This window comes from Lachnoclostridium sp. (assembly GCF_031997925.1).
In the GTDB taxonomy this organism is placed as follows: Bacteria; Bacillota; Clostridia; order Lachnospirales; family Lachnospiraceae; genus Lachnoclostridium.
This window is the reverse complement of sequence record NZ_DAMADT010000020.1, coordinates 1-16,078: the sequence shown is the minus strand read 5'-3', so window position 1 is coordinate 16,078 and position 16,078 is coordinate 1. Positions and strand designations below refer to the sequence as shown.

Annotated in this window: 18 protein-coding genes and 1 tRNA gene; all 19 read right to left on the bottom strand. The window is 34.2% G+C overall.

Annotated features, from left to right (window positions below; translation table 11 throughout):
• Nucleotides 1-9: 9 nt before the first annotated feature.
• The 19 genes from RTP52_RS13065 to RTP52_RS12975 all read right to left on the bottom strand — a co-directional run bounded on the left by RTP52_RS13065 (nucleotide 10) and on the right by RTP52_RS12975 (nucleotide 15,915).
• Nucleotides 10-1,380: a hypothetical protein gene (locus tag RTP52_RS13065; RefSeq protein ID WP_312371882.1), complete on the bottom strand. Its 1,371-nt coding sequence runs from the start codon at nucleotides 1,378-1,380 to the stop codon at nucleotides 10-12.
• Nucleotides 1,373-3,565 (bottom strand): tail fiber domain-containing protein, encoded by a 2,193-nt coding sequence (locus tag RTP52_RS13060; protein ID WP_312371879.1) that lies wholly within the window; start codon nucleotides 3,563-3,565, stop codon nucleotides 1,373-1,375. The genes RTP52_RS13065 and RTP52_RS13060 overlap by 8 nt, the downstream gene beginning before the upstream one ends.
• 12 nt (nucleotides 3,566-3,577) lie before the next feature.
• Complete coding sequence (locus RTP52_RS13055) at nucleotides 3,578-3,967, bottom strand: DUF6711 family protein (RefSeq protein WP_312371877.1); 390 nt, start codon at nucleotides 3,965-3,967, stop codon at nucleotides 3,578-3,580.
• A gap of 17 nt (nucleotides 3,968-3,984) precedes the next feature.
• Nucleotides 3,985-6,912 (bottom strand): hypothetical protein, encoded by a 2,928-nt coding sequence (locus tag RTP52_RS13050; protein ID WP_312371875.1) that lies wholly within the window; start codon nucleotides 6,910-6,912, stop codon nucleotides 3,985-3,987.
• Nucleotides 6,913-7,263: 351 nt separating this feature from the next.
• Nucleotides 7,264-7,575 (bottom strand): hypothetical protein, encoded by a 312-nt coding sequence (locus RTP52_RS13045; protein ID WP_312371873.1) that lies wholly within the window; start codon nucleotides 7,573-7,575, stop codon nucleotides 7,264-7,266.
• A gap of 65 nt (nucleotides 7,576-7,640) precedes the next feature.
• The gene (locus RTP52_RS13040) at nucleotides 7,641-8,066 is read right to left on the bottom strand and encodes a phage tail tube protein (RefSeq protein WP_312371870.1); all 426 of its coding nucleotides are present in this window, start codon (nucleotides 8,064-8,066) and stop codon (nucleotides 7,641-7,643) included.
• A 15-nt stretch (nucleotides 8,067-8,081) separates the two neighbouring features.
• Entirely contained in the window at nucleotides 8,082-8,462 is a 381-nt protein-coding gene (gp17, locus tag RTP52_RS13035) for a tail completion protein gp17 (RefSeq protein WP_312371867.1), read from the bottom strand.
• A complete protein-coding gene (locus tag RTP52_RS13030; RefSeq protein WP_312371864.1) occupies nucleotides 8,462-8,935 on the bottom strand; it encodes an HK97-gp10 family putative phage morphogenesis protein in 474 nt (157 codons plus the stop codon). Before RTP52_RS13030 ends, gp17 begins: the two co-directional genes overlap by 1 nt.
• Nucleotides 8,936-8,937: 2 nt before the next feature.
• The gene (locus RTP52_RS13025) at nucleotides 8,938-9,270 is read right to left on the bottom strand and encodes a phage head closure protein (protein ID WP_312371861.1); all 333 of its coding nucleotides are present in this window, start codon (nucleotides 9,268-9,270) and stop codon (nucleotides 8,938-8,940) included.
• Between the two features lie 9 nt (nucleotides 9,271-9,279).
• Nucleotides 9,280-9,567: a head-tail connector protein gene (locus tag RTP52_RS13020; protein ID WP_312371858.1), complete on the bottom strand. Its 288-nt coding sequence runs from the start codon at nucleotides 9,565-9,567 to the stop codon at nucleotides 9,280-9,282.
• Nucleotides 9,530-9,724 carry a hypothetical protein gene (locus RTP52_RS13015; RefSeq protein ID WP_312371855.1) on the bottom strand — a complete coding sequence of 65 codons (195 nt, stop codon included), beginning with the start codon at nucleotides 9,722-9,724 and terminating at the stop codon, nucleotides 9,530-9,532. The genes RTP52_RS13020 and RTP52_RS13015 overlap by 38 nt, the downstream gene beginning before the upstream one ends.
• A gap of 13 nt (nucleotides 9,725-9,737) precedes the next feature.
• Nucleotides 9,738-10,925, bottom strand: a complete 1,188-nt coding sequence (locus RTP52_RS13010) for a phage major capsid protein (RefSeq protein ID WP_312371852.1) — start codon at nucleotides 10,923-10,925, stop codon at nucleotides 9,738-9,740.
• A gap of 34 nt (nucleotides 10,926-10,959) precedes the next feature.
• Nucleotides 10,960-11,559: an HK97 family phage prohead protease gene (locus tag RTP52_RS13005; protein WP_312371849.1), complete on the bottom strand. Its 600-nt coding sequence runs from the start codon at nucleotides 11,557-11,559 to the stop codon at nucleotides 10,960-10,962.
• Nucleotides 11,560-11,577: 18 nt separating this feature from the next.
• The gene (locus RTP52_RS13000) at nucleotides 11,578-11,757 is read right to left on the bottom strand and encodes a hypothetical protein (RefSeq protein WP_312371846.1); all 180 of its coding nucleotides are present in this window, start codon (nucleotides 11,755-11,757) and stop codon (nucleotides 11,578-11,580) included.
• Nucleotides 11,741-12,979 carry a phage portal protein gene (locus RTP52_RS12995; RefSeq protein WP_312371844.1) on the bottom strand — a complete coding sequence of 413 codons (1,239 nt, stop codon included), beginning with the start codon at nucleotides 12,977-12,979 and terminating at the stop codon, nucleotides 11,741-11,743. Before RTP52_RS12995 ends, RTP52_RS13000 begins: the two co-directional genes overlap by 17 nt.
• A gap of 11 nt (nucleotides 12,980-12,990) precedes the next feature.
• Nucleotides 12,991-14,703 (bottom strand): terminase TerL endonuclease subunit, encoded by a 1,713-nt coding sequence (locus RTP52_RS12990; RefSeq protein ID WP_312371842.1) that lies wholly within the window; start codon nucleotides 14,701-14,703, stop codon nucleotides 12,991-12,993.
• Nucleotides 14,704-15,270, bottom strand: coding sequence for a hypothetical protein (locus RTP52_RS12985; protein WP_312371840.1), 567 nt, complete (start codon nucleotides 15,268-15,270; stop codon nucleotides 14,704-14,706).
• A 108-nt stretch (nucleotides 15,271-15,378) separates the two neighbouring features.
• Nucleotides 15,379-15,762: an HNH endonuclease gene (locus RTP52_RS12980; protein ID WP_312371838.1), complete on the bottom strand. Its 384-nt coding sequence runs from the start codon at nucleotides 15,760-15,762 to the stop codon at nucleotides 15,379-15,381.
• An 82-nt stretch (nucleotides 15,763-15,844) separates the two neighbouring features.
• Nucleotides 15,845-15,915: transfer RNA gene (locus tag RTP52_RS12975), tRNA-Tyr, on the bottom strand.
• Between the last annotated feature and the right edge of the window lie 163 nt (nucleotides 15,916-16,078).

Genomic DNA, 16,078 nt, shown 5'->3' with positions numbered 1-16,078 from the left:
AATAATGATTTATTCTAGCACTCTAGGAGTTCCTAGTTGTTTATTAGAAATGTTTAATGTATTATAAAAAAATCTACTATAAGCAACTTGACCGCAAAATAATGCCACGTAATCTGTATATACAACAGCGTCTACAATATAGGCATCAGAAACTTGATTCCCAGTTGGAAAATGATGCTTATTATCGGCTCTTACTTCGATAAAGTACTTTCCAGTTTTAGTAATTGTATCTAACCAGTCAATTTTTTGGGGTTGCAAAGATTCGTTGACCCAACCTTTCCATCCTGTCTGCCAATAAGTATTAGTATATTTTTCACCAGTCAATCTATTGAACATAGTTAATTGTATGGTTTTATCAGCACTCATTTCACAAGTTGCAAATCCAGTACTCCAATCAATGTTAGAATTCGTTGGGATTCCTGTTATCGTTGATGTTTTAATATATAAAATTCCTCTAGTCGGGGCATTTGCTAGAACATATGAAAGCAAGTCAGTTCCTGCATTGGCATGGAGATAATTACTGGCATACCCTAAGTACTTTAAAGATTCATTTAACTTAGTAACTTGATTTTGTAAATCTGTACCTACCTCTGCGCCTAAAACAAATCCGAGTTGAGTTGTAGCAGCATTATGTGCAATCTTATTAACATCTATCTTATTTGGCACATTAGCGGTTCCATCGGCTTCGATAACTACATCTCCACCACCTTTAACAAGACCTGGTGTTGTTTCATTTGCAATACCTACACCTACTATTGCTTGTGCCTGATCTCTTGCTAATTCTGCTTGCTCTTTATAATACTTTGCATTATCTGCAACATCTTCACTAACAACTCCACCCACTGCATACCTTTTAGCCATATTTGCGCTATTTTCTGATTTTTCTTTTGCTAATTGACAATCTGCTAAGTAGTTAGTTTGTAGCTTATCCCCTGTAATACTACCGTTGATAATCTCTGCCTTTGTCTTTCCTGTGGCATCTACAGAGAACTGAATAGTATTTGATGTAACGAGATCAACATTGTTAATGAAAGAAGAAATATCTATGCTCTGTTTAGAACCATCGGCAAGGATTAGATCAATGCTTTGTGTGGTAGGATTGTAACTAAAATTCGTTACTATCTTTTCCATTGCAGTATCTATTTTGGTCGTGGTTCCGTTTTGATGAGTAAATGTCAATACACCGTCAGCATAGTTATATGAAACAGACTTGATAAGAGGATTGATTGCTGTAACTTCTGCCTTTGTTGTATCCATACCAACTACTCTATCGTCTATAGTATTAATAGCATTATCCATTTTATTAAGATTTGTAGCTCCTACCGCGCTAGTTGTGCTAGGCTGATTCTGCCAGTTAATTCTACTATATGCTTTATTCATTCTTCCCCCTCTCCAGCAGCTCTTTAACCATAGATTCTAGTTTCTCTATTTTATCATTCTGCTCATTTATTGTTTCTTCCTGTATCCGTAATCTTAGCTCATGATCCTGTACTACCGGAATTGTAAGAACATGTAGATTATTATAATTAACCTCATGCATACCATCAGGACATAGTTCCCTCTCTTTATCATTTAAATCGCTGTTATTCTTCGTAACAACATCGTATTTATACATCGGAAAGAGTTCTTTTACCTGCTGTGCTTTAACGCCAAAACAAGTACCCATCTTACCGGTTGTACCATCTTTGTACTTAAACGATATTGGCTCAATCTTCATATATTTATCTATCATGGCCTGTAGAGGTTGAATATCATCTTTTAATCTTTCATCAGAAGTACCGCTAATTTTACTAACCACAAAGTTTGTAGTTGCTGCTCTATTCCCACCATCTCCATCTACAAAACGTATCGCGTCATAATTTCCTGTACTTGTTGGTGTATCTCTTATAGCCATTACATCGGTATCTGACCTATGCCAATGTAACTTACTTGGATAATCACTGTCATGTTTGTGTCCAATAACAGAAAAAACATTTGATAATCCAGTGAAAGACATTACTTGCTCTCCTTGCACCTTTAATTCCATACAATTCAATGATGTAGCATCTATTTTCGTACCATTATTTGGCTTTAGTTCATCTACGAAAAATGTTGTTGCTAAAGCTACACCGTTTAGTCCAATCTTAAAAGCATTATTTGCTGTAACTAAACCTTCAAGAGCAATCTTGGAACCAATGATTTTTACTTGCTCAGGAGTTAAATTAATCTCTGCAATAATATTTCCTTTACTAACCTTTTGTGATATCTGTCCTGCCTGGATAGATAGAGTAGCAGCTAATTCAACTTCCTGATCTATAGCGCGTTTTGCTTCTGCAGTTATTGCATTAGCATTTTGTTTCACCTTAGTGGATAATCCATCAGCTCCATTAACTTCTATTTCCAACCCATCTACATCTTTTTTTATTCTCAATGTTTGTGATTTAAGCTGAGTAACCTTTGAAGTTAGTGAATTATCTACTTGCCTTGTCTCGTTTCCTGTTGCCGTATATTCGTCACTTAGAGCCTGTATTCCTGTCAATGTTCTATTGAAAATAAAAGTCTCAATAGCATCATTATTAGTGACGATTGAGACTGCATCACCAACCTCCATATACGGTAATCCAATTAGGTTAGTCGTATGAGGTCGATAATATTTATTTTTAATTACCAGGAACATAGCATTTGCAATATTAGTAAGCTGAGTAGCATTCATACCATAACAAATAAAATTATCTTCAACTATATAAGCATTTCCACCGGAACCAATTGAAACACCAACATCACCATCATCTTGACGAATAATAAGTTTATCAATAGGTTTTACATAGTATTCTTCATACTCACTATTCTTGTATCCTGCAGTACCTAAAAATTCATTGTTTTCCGATGGAAATAAATCTTCACTTGGATATAATGTCTCACTCGGATATAGCCCTAAGGCAGAAAGTCCAATGTATTTAAACTTGCCTACCCTTGACATATGACCAAAATAACCGTTAATCTCACCGATTCTCTTTGCAACATCACGAGCAACTAACTTTTCAGGTGATATAGTTTTTTGTATACTTACATTATCATTGGGCAATGTTTGATCTTCATATCCAATACCAAGATGATTAAATAATGATAGTCTGAAAGATTTAATCGTCATTGGCCATGTTAGTGCATTGTACCAGGCAGCAACATCTACATCTAACTTCTTGCAATAGTCATATGCTACAACGTCTTTAAAGCGTTTGTCAGCTTGTTTCTTGGCACTCTCTATTACAAATACACCGAGTGGAATTTCATAGGTGTTATTAACCCTCTGAACGACTGTGAGCGTCATTCCTTTTAGATCAGTCTCAACATCTGCAATAGTTACTTTAAGCTGAGATGCTTCGCAACCTCCGAATGTTAAATCTGTAGTGGAACATAAACTTTCTGACAGCATAAAGCTATCACTTACTATCTGATTATTTGTTACTGTTAAGGTATTTGTTCCATCGAAAAATTTAAGTATTAATTCTTTATATGCTAACTCACCAGTACTAGGGAGGTTATCGTTTTTATAAATATTCTTTAAATATTCGCTGATATTTAACATAGTTGACCTCCATTAGTATTCAATTAGTGCTATTCTTATCGAATCATAAAGTATATCTTTTTTTTCAATATATAATTTACAGATGATGAATTCAACGTCTGGAATGTAAAAGGCACCAGACGCATATTGTCCAGTGCCAGTGTTAAAATATTCTGCAGTTACTTTATCTTTATTTTTTAAAAGATTCCTTAATTCTGTAGTGTTACTTTCGAGCATCGGTGGAGTATTAAATTCTATCTTTGTTCTTTTGTGAGGAAGTATTTTACGTCTTAATACACCATCTCCATCCGTGTATGAATCTTCATCTAATATTTGATTTGGAGTACATGTGTATGTACTTGGTTGCATTAAATTGAGAGGAAATATTTTTCCGTCCAATTTTAATAAATATCCATTAAGCATAATTCCCTCCATTTTTATTATCCGAATGCAGGACTACCAGTTCTGTTAAAATAATCAATACTTTCATCCTGTACCACCTTGAATAGTCCTTTAGAATTTGTATCAAGTCTTAAATTCGTCTTTAGTCCACCACTGTCTTTTAACGCTCTTGTAAACCCATTGTAGGCTGCTTGTTCAATACCATCTGTTATCTGCATATTATTAGCAACAACATTTCTGTTACCCATTTTACCAAGCATTTCAGGCCCATTTTCGTTCGCTACAAACAGCTCTCCAGTTGATGGGAAACCACCGGTTGCGTACGGTGCTGCCTTTATCTGATTTCTTGCATTAATATTATTTAAACTACTTGTATCAACGTCTAGTCCAACTTTGATATTAGGAAGTTTAAATTTAGAGACAGCTCCTGATATTTTACCTAACCAACTACTTATTGCTCCATTAGATGAAGTGTCCTTATTAAACTCTTTATTAAAATCACTAATCATGCCTTTGGCTTTTGTGGATATATTGGCTTTTATTAAAGCTAGGTCTATTGATTCTACTGCAGCTTTAACCTTATTAATATCAGCCTCACCAGTCGATGAATATTTAGCTATAAAACCACTTGCATACTCCCACTCTTTATTTAAAGAGTTTTGAGATTCCTTGGTATCTTTTATTGTAACATCAAATTCTCCAAGTTCTTTTGTAAGTGTAAAAATATCACTGCTGAGACGTGAAACATATCCTGCGTCTGCCTTCATTTTTTCCATGGTTCTAGATGTGTTATTTTTATAATACTCTTCCTGTTCTTTTAACTTATCGTTTAACTTCTGCTCTACTTCATTTCTTTTTTGTGTTTGTTCTGTAATTAATTTGTCTGCTAAATACTGTTTCTTTGCGATCTCTATTAGGTTCTCTCTCGCAGCCTGTACTAAATAATACTCCTTTGTCTTTTGGATTAAGCTGTTGATTTCATCCTTAGTTCCTTTATAAGCACCAGTCTGACTATCTATTAATCCAGAAAGTTCAGGAATCTTATTTATTAACTCCTGTGCATAAGATACTAACAATGCCTGTTCCTTATTCGTAAGATTTGTTTTATCGGCAAGTTTAAAGTATTCATTGGCTAATATAGAAACGGCTCCATATTCTATTTCAACTTTCTCTTTTGTTTTGTCGTAGTTCTCTAGCATAGTATCTACTTCTTTATTAAATCCACGTGCTTTTTCTTGTAGTTCATTTAGTCCCTTAATATATTGTCCGAACTGTGAACTATCAAACTTTGCTTTAGCTAATGCTTCTGAAGCTCCTGCAAGTGCTGCAATTCCACCAGCAATCCACAATAATGGATGAGCACTAATAGATGTTAATAGCCCTTTAAAAGCATCTTTAAGATTCCCTATAATTCCAATTACTCCACTAGCAAGTTGGAACCCTAAGAAAGCAGTAACAATACCTCCTATAGCGCCACCAATAGCTATAGCAACATCTTCCGGTATGGCTTTTATTGCAATTGCAATTCCATTAATAGCTTTTGCTAACATATCAGCAGTAGTTGCAATAATTGGTTTTAATATACTGGCCATTAGTTCAATGAAGGTTATTAAGCCACTACCAACACCTATTACAAATTTTGAAAGAGCACCATATAGGTTTTTTAATGCGTCAGTTAATTTACTCCAATTTATAGAGTTTAATAATCCTGTTCCTACGTCAAGTAACCTTGGAAGTCCATTCCCTAGTACCCATTTACCAATCGGTTTCAATCCATAATTATAAAAGTTAATAATATTATCAAATACAAATTTACCTATAGGTTTTAGTGCATCTCCAAACCTTCCAAGTGCTTTTGTCGTTGGTGTTAAGACTTCCTTTAATTTCTCTAGTGATTTCACAAAGCCAGTGTTTTTATTAGTTGCATTTACTGTAAAAGAGTTATTTGGTTTATTATTACTTCCATTTGAAGAAGCGTTAGACCCAGTATTAGAATTTACTTGTTTTAGCTCGTCAAATGGAGCTACTGCTTTCTTAGCCTTTTTACCCGCAGTTTCAATAGAATTTCCTAAGTCTGTGTATGTATCTGAACCTGTTTCCGCATCACCAATATCTATCGAAATTGCCTTCCCGAAGAACGCTTCTGACATAGCTGAAAAAATTGACGTTATTTCTTCTAGCTTATTTGCAAATGCTGTGAGTACAGGTAAAACAACATTATAAATTGGTAAAAATGCTTGACCAATATTTAGTTTAATGTTGCTTAGACTAGCCAGAAAACGTGCTTGTTTGGTTTGTGTAGTTTCCGCAAGAGTATCACCATAACGTGAATATGTTTGCTCTAAAATAGCTGCTAATCGGATTTGTTGCTGTACTTTAAAATCTAATTGAGACCATGATTTACCGTTTGCAAACTTTTTAAATGCATTAGTAGATTCAATCATGGATATATTTGTGTATACCCCTAAATCTTCAATTGCCTCGGTGCTTCCTAACATACCACTACGAATACGGTTAGCCACATCATCGTATGTACGACCAGTTTTAGATGCAATAATAGCACTTGCCTTCATAAGCTCTTGCGTACTCTCTGCAGTTTCCTTAGATGTACTCAAGAAGCTACCTAGCAAATTAGAAAATGTAGATCCATACTGATATGCATCTTTTCTGGCTATTCCTAATCCTTTTGATTGAGTATTTACCCAAATTTGGAATGTTCTAGATGATTTTTGCATATTGCGGTTAATATTATCCATGGATGATTCTACTGTCATAGCCATTTTTGTAGAATCTTTAATGAACTTTCCAACCGCAATTGTAGATAATGCAATGCCTACACCTTTCATTGCTTTACTTATGCCACTTTGGAAAGTATTAAATTTCTTTTGAGTATTTAATAGGCCTTTATTTATATTACTAAAATCCGCACCACCACGAACAATAAAGTTACTCTTTTGCTGCCCCATCTATAACCACCTCACCTCCAAACAATGAATTTAATACCTTTACTTGCGCTAGCATTTCTTCATTTGTCATTTTTTTATTGCTCTTTTTGGTATTCAAAATTTTGTCGATATCGACTTTCTTTTGCCATACCCACCGACTGATTAAGTATGCTTGAATAAACATAAGATCGCGCTGATTTTCAAACTTTATTTTATATTCTTCTGCTTCTCGTTCCTTTGCTTTTTTATATCCTTTTAAAGCTAGACTTAATTCATACGGAGTAATCTCCCAAAACTCTGATATGCTTATATTAATAGAGGTAGCTAAGATAAAAGAGTTTTCTATGCTAAACTCTTCATTCTCGCTACCTTCTACTCGTTTTTTTCTTCTACCACTACTGATTCGTTAATTCCAAATGCTTCGTTAATAGCATTTGTGATATCTTCACCGATTTTTGTAATATTTGAATACTCATCTACGAGATCCATGATTCTTTCAGGTGTTAGATTTTTATCCTCATGCACCAGTCCAGCCCATATTACTACCGCTGTCTCTTCCATGCTTAAGTTATTAAAATCCATCTGAGATATTTTTATTTTTAATTTTTTTTCTACTCTATCAATTGCTCTCATTCCATATTTCAAGTTTCTTGTTTTGTCTAATTCAATTTGATAATAACTCATATTTATCACCTTTCTTTTTAAAAAAGAGACCAACGTTAATACGTTAGTCTCTTCCAATCTAATTTTTACGCTCCTGTAATTGATAGTGTTGGTTTTCCACTAACTTTTATTGTGGCTCCGAAACCGATAGTACCGTCTACGTCAACATCACCAACTTTAAAACCAGTTACTACGCCTTTAAACTTCCAGCTAGCTATTGGTGTAGTTGGGAATGTAATTTCATAATCTTCCGCAACACCTTCATCAATTGATGTTTGGAAATCTATTTGATTTGCCTCACTACCTGCCTCGAAAAATCCCTCGATAGGCACTTCTCCTGCATCCTTAAAAGCCCCGATAAATTCACGATATCCTCCGGCACTAGCTAATGTAGTAACATCAATTGTATCAGCTGTCACTTCAATTCCACCGATTGATGTTAATCCACCGATTGTTTTAGCTGTTGGCCCTGTTCCCTTTTTTAATGTTGTTCCTAATGCTCTATTAGCCATTTTAACTCCACCTTTCTAATAATAAATTGTAAAATCTATAATTCCTCTGTTTATCTTTAACTGACTTTCCCAAGTTTCATCGATATTGTTTATACTTAAATCTTCAATAAAAATACTGCTATCACTACCGACTTTCTTGTGAGGTAATGATAACAGCACTTTTTCAATTTTATCCCTTAAATTCACCATGTCACCATACTTAGTTGCCATTACTGAAAACATAAAGCTCAGTGCTTGTTTATCTGTATATCCTTCAAGAGTTTTAATCTTTTTAGTGGATATTCGTGCATATACCAAGTAAGGTTTCTTAGCTTCTTCTGGTGCATTAGTAGGGTATATTTGATCGTTTAATTCTGGTATAGCTTTTAAGATTTCATATCTCAATTCCTTCTCCATCACTTCAACCCTGCCTTTGCTATTTCTTGATCTATTTTCTTTTTCATGGTATCGACAATTGTTTTCTCGACTTTCTGTGCATCATTATTAAGTGCATTATGAATAAATTTTAAACCTGGCATATAAGTACCGTCTCTTAAAAAATAGCCGTATTCCTGTGAAAATGGATAATATGCTGTGTCACTTTGAGCATTAATTGGATTAACTATGTCTTTCTGGTATATGTCGTTATATTCACTATCAAATACAACACTAAATACCTTTTTACCTTTTACCTTTGATCTTTCTCCATTAAGTTTCATTCCTTTTTTTAAGAATCCATAATCAACAGGTGCGTTTGATTTTGCTCCAGATAGTACAATATTCATACCTTTTCTTGCTGCAGTTGTTACATATTTTTGCGGAACTTTACCAAGTTTATCTAATGATTTTTGTAGTGCATTCATTCCTTCGATTTTAAAAAATGATTTCACTGTTATTTCACCATCCTGCAGTAGCATAGTAATTCTTTATGCATTGATTTGACATCAATCGGCGGTCCTATAATTTCATACACATCTGACCCATGCCTTATGCGCATTTCACTGGTAATATCACGCTTATATCGCATGTTGAATTTAACATCAACATTGCTGTCCTTAGATAATGCGCTAAAAAACTCATTTCCAAGTAATGGTTCTTTGCTTGCATGTGTAGTTTTATATTCTTTCCACTCGTCGACTGGCTCGCCATATTCATCAAAACCATTACTGCGCTGGAGGAATGTTATTTTATGTCTATAATCACCTGGATTAAATATTCTAGCCATAGCAACCTCCTACAATAAATTTATACAATGCATTCCGAGGATGGTTTCAACTACTCTATTTAAATTGCTTTTTTCTAGGTACATTGATCGATTATCATACATATCTTGGCATAGTACATACAATGCAATAGTAATATCCTCATGAGTATCTATCTTTGTATCATCAAGACCGGTATATGATCTGATATAAGCTTTAGCAGCATCAATCAATATCTGTATTTCTGGTTTCGAATAATCTTCATCTTCAAGCCTTAAATACTCAACGATGTTGCTTACTTGAACTTCGCTTACTTTCACCTGATTTCACATCCCTTTCTTGCTTTTCAGGTTTAACCTTTTCTATGTATCCAGCTTGAAAAAGATCTTCGATAACTTCTTTATTCTCACAATCACATATTTCACCTTTATACATAGAAAAGGCACCTGAAAAACTCTCAAGCGCCTTAATCTTCATAGGAATCTCCTAACTATGATGCCTTCTGCACCAATGTGGCTAACTTCTGATTATCAGTAACTTTAGAATCAAACTCAAACCAGGAAACAACGCCTACTGCATGCTGAGTAGCATATTTCTCCAACAAAATCTGAATCTGAACATCTTCGCGCATATTTACAGATAATCCAGATAAGTCTCCGTATAAAACAGACTTAGCACCAGCAGAGATCACAGGCATATTATCAGACAAATAAACTGGTTTTCCAAGTAATCGATAAGGAAACTCGCTTGTATAGTCATCCTGTAGTAGATATCTGTTATTTGCATCTTTCAACTTCTTTACTGCCGTAAATGTAGTTGGATTCATAATCCAGCAAGCATTACCTTGGTATACTTGCTTAATCTTAGCCTGTAGATCAATTAACTCATCTGCTGTAATAGCTGTTGCTGCTGCAGTTGTTAATGTTGTAGCGGTTGAGAGAGCACCGGTTGCTTTTCCAGAAGTACCAATTAATAACTCTTTTTCAAGGAAAGTAGCAATTTCCTCAGCCATCTGTGATACGATAAAGTTAACAACATCAACATCACCATTATTAATAACAGATTTACCAATAAGGGTTAATGCACCTGCTAGGAATCCAGTTAAATCAACGCTTGTAAATGCACCTGCATCTGCCGTAATGTCAACAAACTCTTGCTGGTACCCAACAGTGATATCATGTGTGGTATTTGCTTTACCCCATACAGGTACTTTTAACGTACCTTTGACGTGATAAATAGTAGCCTTTGCATAAATCGGACAGATATCTTTTACAGCCATAATAATGCGATTTGCAATCGTTACTGGTATGATTGCTCCATTGTTGCCCATTGTTAAGTTTTGTTCACCTGCACGTGTTTCAGTTGGTAGTCCTGACTGTCCTCTTACATAATTAGCAAATGCTCTGATTTCAGCATCCTCTTTGCTTTCATCTGCAGCTTTAGCAGGTTTCTTAGCTTTGATATTTCTTGCTCGCTCTTCCGCTTCGATAGTTGCATCGATTGATTTAATCTTATTTTCAATTTCTGTGAACTTTGTACTTTCTTCTTCTGTAATTGCTCTAGTTTCAGCCTGTGCTCCGTCTAGAATTCCTTGTAATTCAGTTTCTAAATCTGCTCTTTGCTCTGTTAATCCTTTTAAAGCTGCTCTAAATTCTGCGATTCTTTTTGATTTGTTCATATGTTATCCCTTTCTTTGTAATAAAATAAGCCGGTTATTTACCGACTTTTAGTTTCATAATTCTGTTTTCATATTCACTGTAATTAATAGTTTCTTTAGGTGTTTCAACCATATTTTCAACAACGATCTTACTTTCACTCGCTCGATTTTCAATCACTTTTTCACCATCCGCTCTTGTTTCGATGGATGTAGCTGTGTAACAAGGATTCATTCGATTATCAATGATTGATACTTCAAATATATCAAGGTCCTTGATGTGTCTTATTGGCAATCCATCGGCTCTTTTCTCGATGCTATCATTTGTAGCATACATTCCAAAAGACCACCCTTTTAATTTTCCCTCTTTAGCCTTTTGAATTACTTCACTGTCGGTAACTGAGCATACCGCTCTTAATCCGATGTTATCTTCCCATAACTCTAAGTTTCCATCGGCCACTGATCCAAGTTTTCTTTCTTTATCGTGATTAAGTAATAAATCAACGTTTTCTGCCCTTCCTAATGCTCTTTCAAAAGCTCGCTGCTCAATTACCTCAATCACTTTACCATGCGGAGTAATTACCGGGTTGCTCATGCGCTCTACGGCATTTACATATCCATCTATGACTACGCTATCACTTCGAATTTCTATTCGCATATTATCACCACCTTGATATTATAAAATCGCTAGAATTTTATTTTTATCGTTTAAAACAGCAACAGTGATTGCATTATTTATTACAATCGCTTCATTCTCTCCATTTTTAAATGCTTCAAGTTGCGTTCTTAATTTTTCTTTATCTTCTTCCGAGATCATTCTTTCAGATTTAATAATAAACTTAAGATTTTGTTTCAAAATTCTCACCACCTTTCAAATTTTCCATATCTACCGATGTACCTGTATTTGCTATAAATACTTCTTTCGTTTTTGTATTATAAAGTACTGCACCTAATCCTAAATTGATAAAATCAAGACCTAGAGGTTTCATATCTTCCTGATACCTTGCTTCATCAATCGTCATAACTTTACTATCAATAGCTGTTTTATAAGTTTCAAATCGATCTTTTGCACTTCCTCTAAGTAGTTCTTTCGTATCAAAAGCATAATAAAAGGACTTCTTCTCCTTTTCTAAGAGTAAGTCCTCGTTTAAAGCTGATTCGATTATTTTCATAAAAGGAAGAACTGCGAGTTTAACAAATTTTTGTATTTCTTCCTCTGGTCTTATTGTTGCGCTTGAACCGTTAAGTAGATTAGGTGACATATGAAATATCTTACATATCTCAGCAGCATTTGAAGTCTTTCCTTCGTTTAACTGCATTTCAACTGCGGTATTAGATGATTCCTTAAACTGCAATCCTTCGTTAAGTATAATTACATTTTCAGCATTATTCGAATACTGGTTTCTAAAAGACTCTTTTAAATCATCAATTGTTTCTTTTGTTACTTTCTTTTCGCTTGTAAGATATCCCTTTTTGTTTCCACCTTTTCTCACAAGTGCATCTTCAAATTTTAAAGCGTTATATGCGACTGATAATATCAAATCATTCTCGGATACAATACTTTCTCCATTAGCACCATTTATCGTATTTCTCAGTATTTTTATAAAATCGTAAGGCTTATACAATGTTCCTTGTACTGATATATCAAAATCTTTAAAGATTGGATCTGTATTCTCCTGTATTGTAATATTTTTTTCATCAACATAGTGAATACTTTTTACTTTTCCTTGCTCTTTATTGATATAGATATAAGCACCTTTTCCAAGAAAATAATCTCTAGTAACTGCCCTCCACATCTCATTAGCGCTTAATGTGTCACCTGTTGATTCATTTAGTAAAGTAACCCTATAGTCATCAAATTCTTTTGTTTCTTTTTCACCGTTCATTATACTTTCTTTGTATAGTTTAATTGGTGTAGATGCTATTATATCGCCTATTAGGCTAATAGCTCCTGACACAGTAGGTATTTGCATTGCTTTGTCTTTTGTCATTTCAGTCTTTGCTAATAATGCTTGCAATAAGGCATGTTCGAATGACACTTCTTCTGCTCTTTTTTCTTTCCTCGTAAAAAGTCTCACCTTCTTACCTCCTAGCCTGTTTGAAATACGAAGTCATTTTGACTATTTAATAACTCTTGCTCTATTAGGTATGTAGAGTTTATATTGCCTACTACCTGGTCAACTTTTCCGGTGGATTTCTTCTTATTAACATACTTATTCTTGTTTGTGTCCTCAGTACATCTTGCATTCTGATAATTTATTTCTAACATTAAATTGTCATCATAATGATACTTCTTACTTAATATTTTTTCTTTAAGTAACTTTGTTGGTGAGTGTAAAACACTTGAATGTTGTTTTATTTCAACGCACTCTATACCTGCATTCTCAAACTTTTGTATTGATGATAATGCGTTCCAACGATCATAACCCAACTGAACAATTTCCACTCCGTATTTATCTTCCAACGCAAGTATGAAATTTTCAACAAACGTATATGATATGACTTCATCTCCACAGGCAAAGCAACTGCCATCTCTTATCAATTTTTTATAGTCAACACCTTCTCTCTTTGATTTAAAGTCTATTTTATCTGCAGGAATAAAACCAAATGTCTTAGTGTATAATTCACAATCTTCCAGTGTTTCACCTTCGTAAGTCTTCATATCAACGCATACATTATCATCTGACATAGACAAGTCTAGTCCTAACCATACTCTGCGACCTTTCCACCAATTGTCTTCTGACTTTCTCTTGCATTCTCTTACTTTTGTAACATCAACATATCCTTCTACTCCGAGACCTTTATACTTAATATTGTTATGCTTACAAAGGTAATTCTCTCTTTTATTCTCATAAAGAATAGCATCTTCACGCATGTCTTTTATCGCATCGAATATATACTCATTTTCTACAGCAACAGGATTACTTTGATATATAACTAAGTCGTCTGTTTGCCATTGGTCATTAGTAAGTAAATCATCATCAGGCTCAAATAGTAAAGAAAACATTCTTTTATTCTCTCTTAATCCATCTAATGTCTTCTTTGCTTTGTCTATTTCATCAATCATAACATTATTGTCATTAGGATATTGAGTACTGATTATTATACCTAACTTGTTCAATAATGTAATTTGTGATGACCTCATAGATTCAACCGGATAACTATCCATTGCTCCTGCTTCATCAGCTAGAAATGCATTAGCAAGTTTTCCATCCATTTTATCCTCTGAATACGCTAATGGGGTATACTCACTTTCAGTTAGCAAACATCTTATTTCGCTTCGTAACGTTTTAAAAACTGGTTCTAGTTCATCACATAATAGCGGACTTGATTTAATTATCTTCCTTATAGCAAGTTGTAATTCCTTTGATAACTTTAGATCAGGTGCAACTGAAAAAAACCTAGAAAATCTAGGCTCAGTTAACATTAACAATATGAAAATTACTGCAGAATCAAATGTCTTGAAGTTTTTTCTTGCTATTTCTTCTAGCACTGTTATGTAATAACGAATGTCTAGGCCTTTGTCATTCTTTAACTTCGTGCAAAACGTTGCTGTTATAAGTAACATTGCATGGTTTGACAAACCAATATCCATTTGAATATTTAAGTCTGGATGAATCATATAACCTAATATTTTTATAATCTTAGAATAAGCTTTTTCATCGATATATGCTTCATCATCATTACCATCGGCTACATTTTTCCATAACTTACACTGTTTTTTTACATACTTCGGAACTTTTCTATTATCATGAATTAATGCAAATTCACAGTATTTATATGCTCTACTTTCTCGTATCAACTAATCACCGCCTAAAGCTTTTAGCAAAGCATTAGTTTTGCTTTCAGTTTTCTTTGGTATGCTTCTTAGTGCTGATGCTATGGTCATGACATTTTCTTTTTCAATATCTAATAGCATTTTCCTTTTAGTTTGTATTTGTTTGTCACATTCTAACATTGATTCGGTGAAACAAGCCATGTCTCTACCAAACTGTCTAATAAGTTTCGCTTGTTCATCTTCTGGTGCATTGTCAATAGTATCATCGAACTTTTCTTGTAACATTAATGTTATTTCATAAAATTTAGCTCTTTTTTCGATAAGGTCCTTACATTCTGCTTGAAGCATACAATATCTGTTTAAAACTGGTTCATATATAGCATCGTTTTTATCAATTTTTTTCAGTAGATCATTGATTCGTTTGAACTCTTTATTAGCCATAGGATTGCTTTTTACTTCTGGTCTTGCCTTCATAACAACACCAGTTGTAAGCGCTTCTTCGCCTTGTTTTCTCTGACTTAATTCCTTTTTTGTTCTATGCGATTTATTTTCATTTGCTAATACAATATATGGCTTTGGTGGCGTTGGCATTTTGCAAAACCTCCTTTCAAAAGCTGATGTGGGAATAAATTATGCGTGATGGTGGACACGTGGTGTTAAGAAAACCATTGATAATATACTTTGACTACCGGGGGGATACTACTGCTTCTCCTCTTTCTCCCTTATGATGTTTAATATTATGTCTAAAGATATATCTCCACGCTCTGCCATCTCATGATGTAATTCACATAATGTTATTAGGTTATCATTATCTAGTCTCTTTTCGAAATCATCTTCCAGTGATATCGCATGGTGCACAGACAGGTTGAAATATGTATATCTGTTTAATGTTCCTTTCAGATTCCTAATACATGCTTGACACAAATATAAGTCTCTCTCTTTTATTTCATCTCTTTTCTTTTGCCATGTAGATGTCCATCGAAACTTATCTTTATCGTTACCTTGTTTCTTCCTCTGTGGCTTCTTTCCACAATCGTACTTACTATCATGTATTCTCATACAATACTTACATGACTTTAGCATTATAAACAACTCCTTTACATTCTCGCTCCCACCCCTGCGAATCTTGAATGTTAATCCCTCTATCATCTGATAGTTACCATAATCGGAATGGTCGGATTCGAACCGACAACTAGCTGGATACAACAGGTACTCTAACTATTGATTTACATTCCGTAAAAAAGCTGATGTCTCGTTAATGAGTTCATCAGCTTGCTATATACATATGATCTTATAATCTTTACGCCTACACCATGTGTAAATATCTTGGGGTAATATTTATCTTAATATCATTAGATGGTGTAGGCTTACGTTTGACTTTACACCTTGACTTCCATGT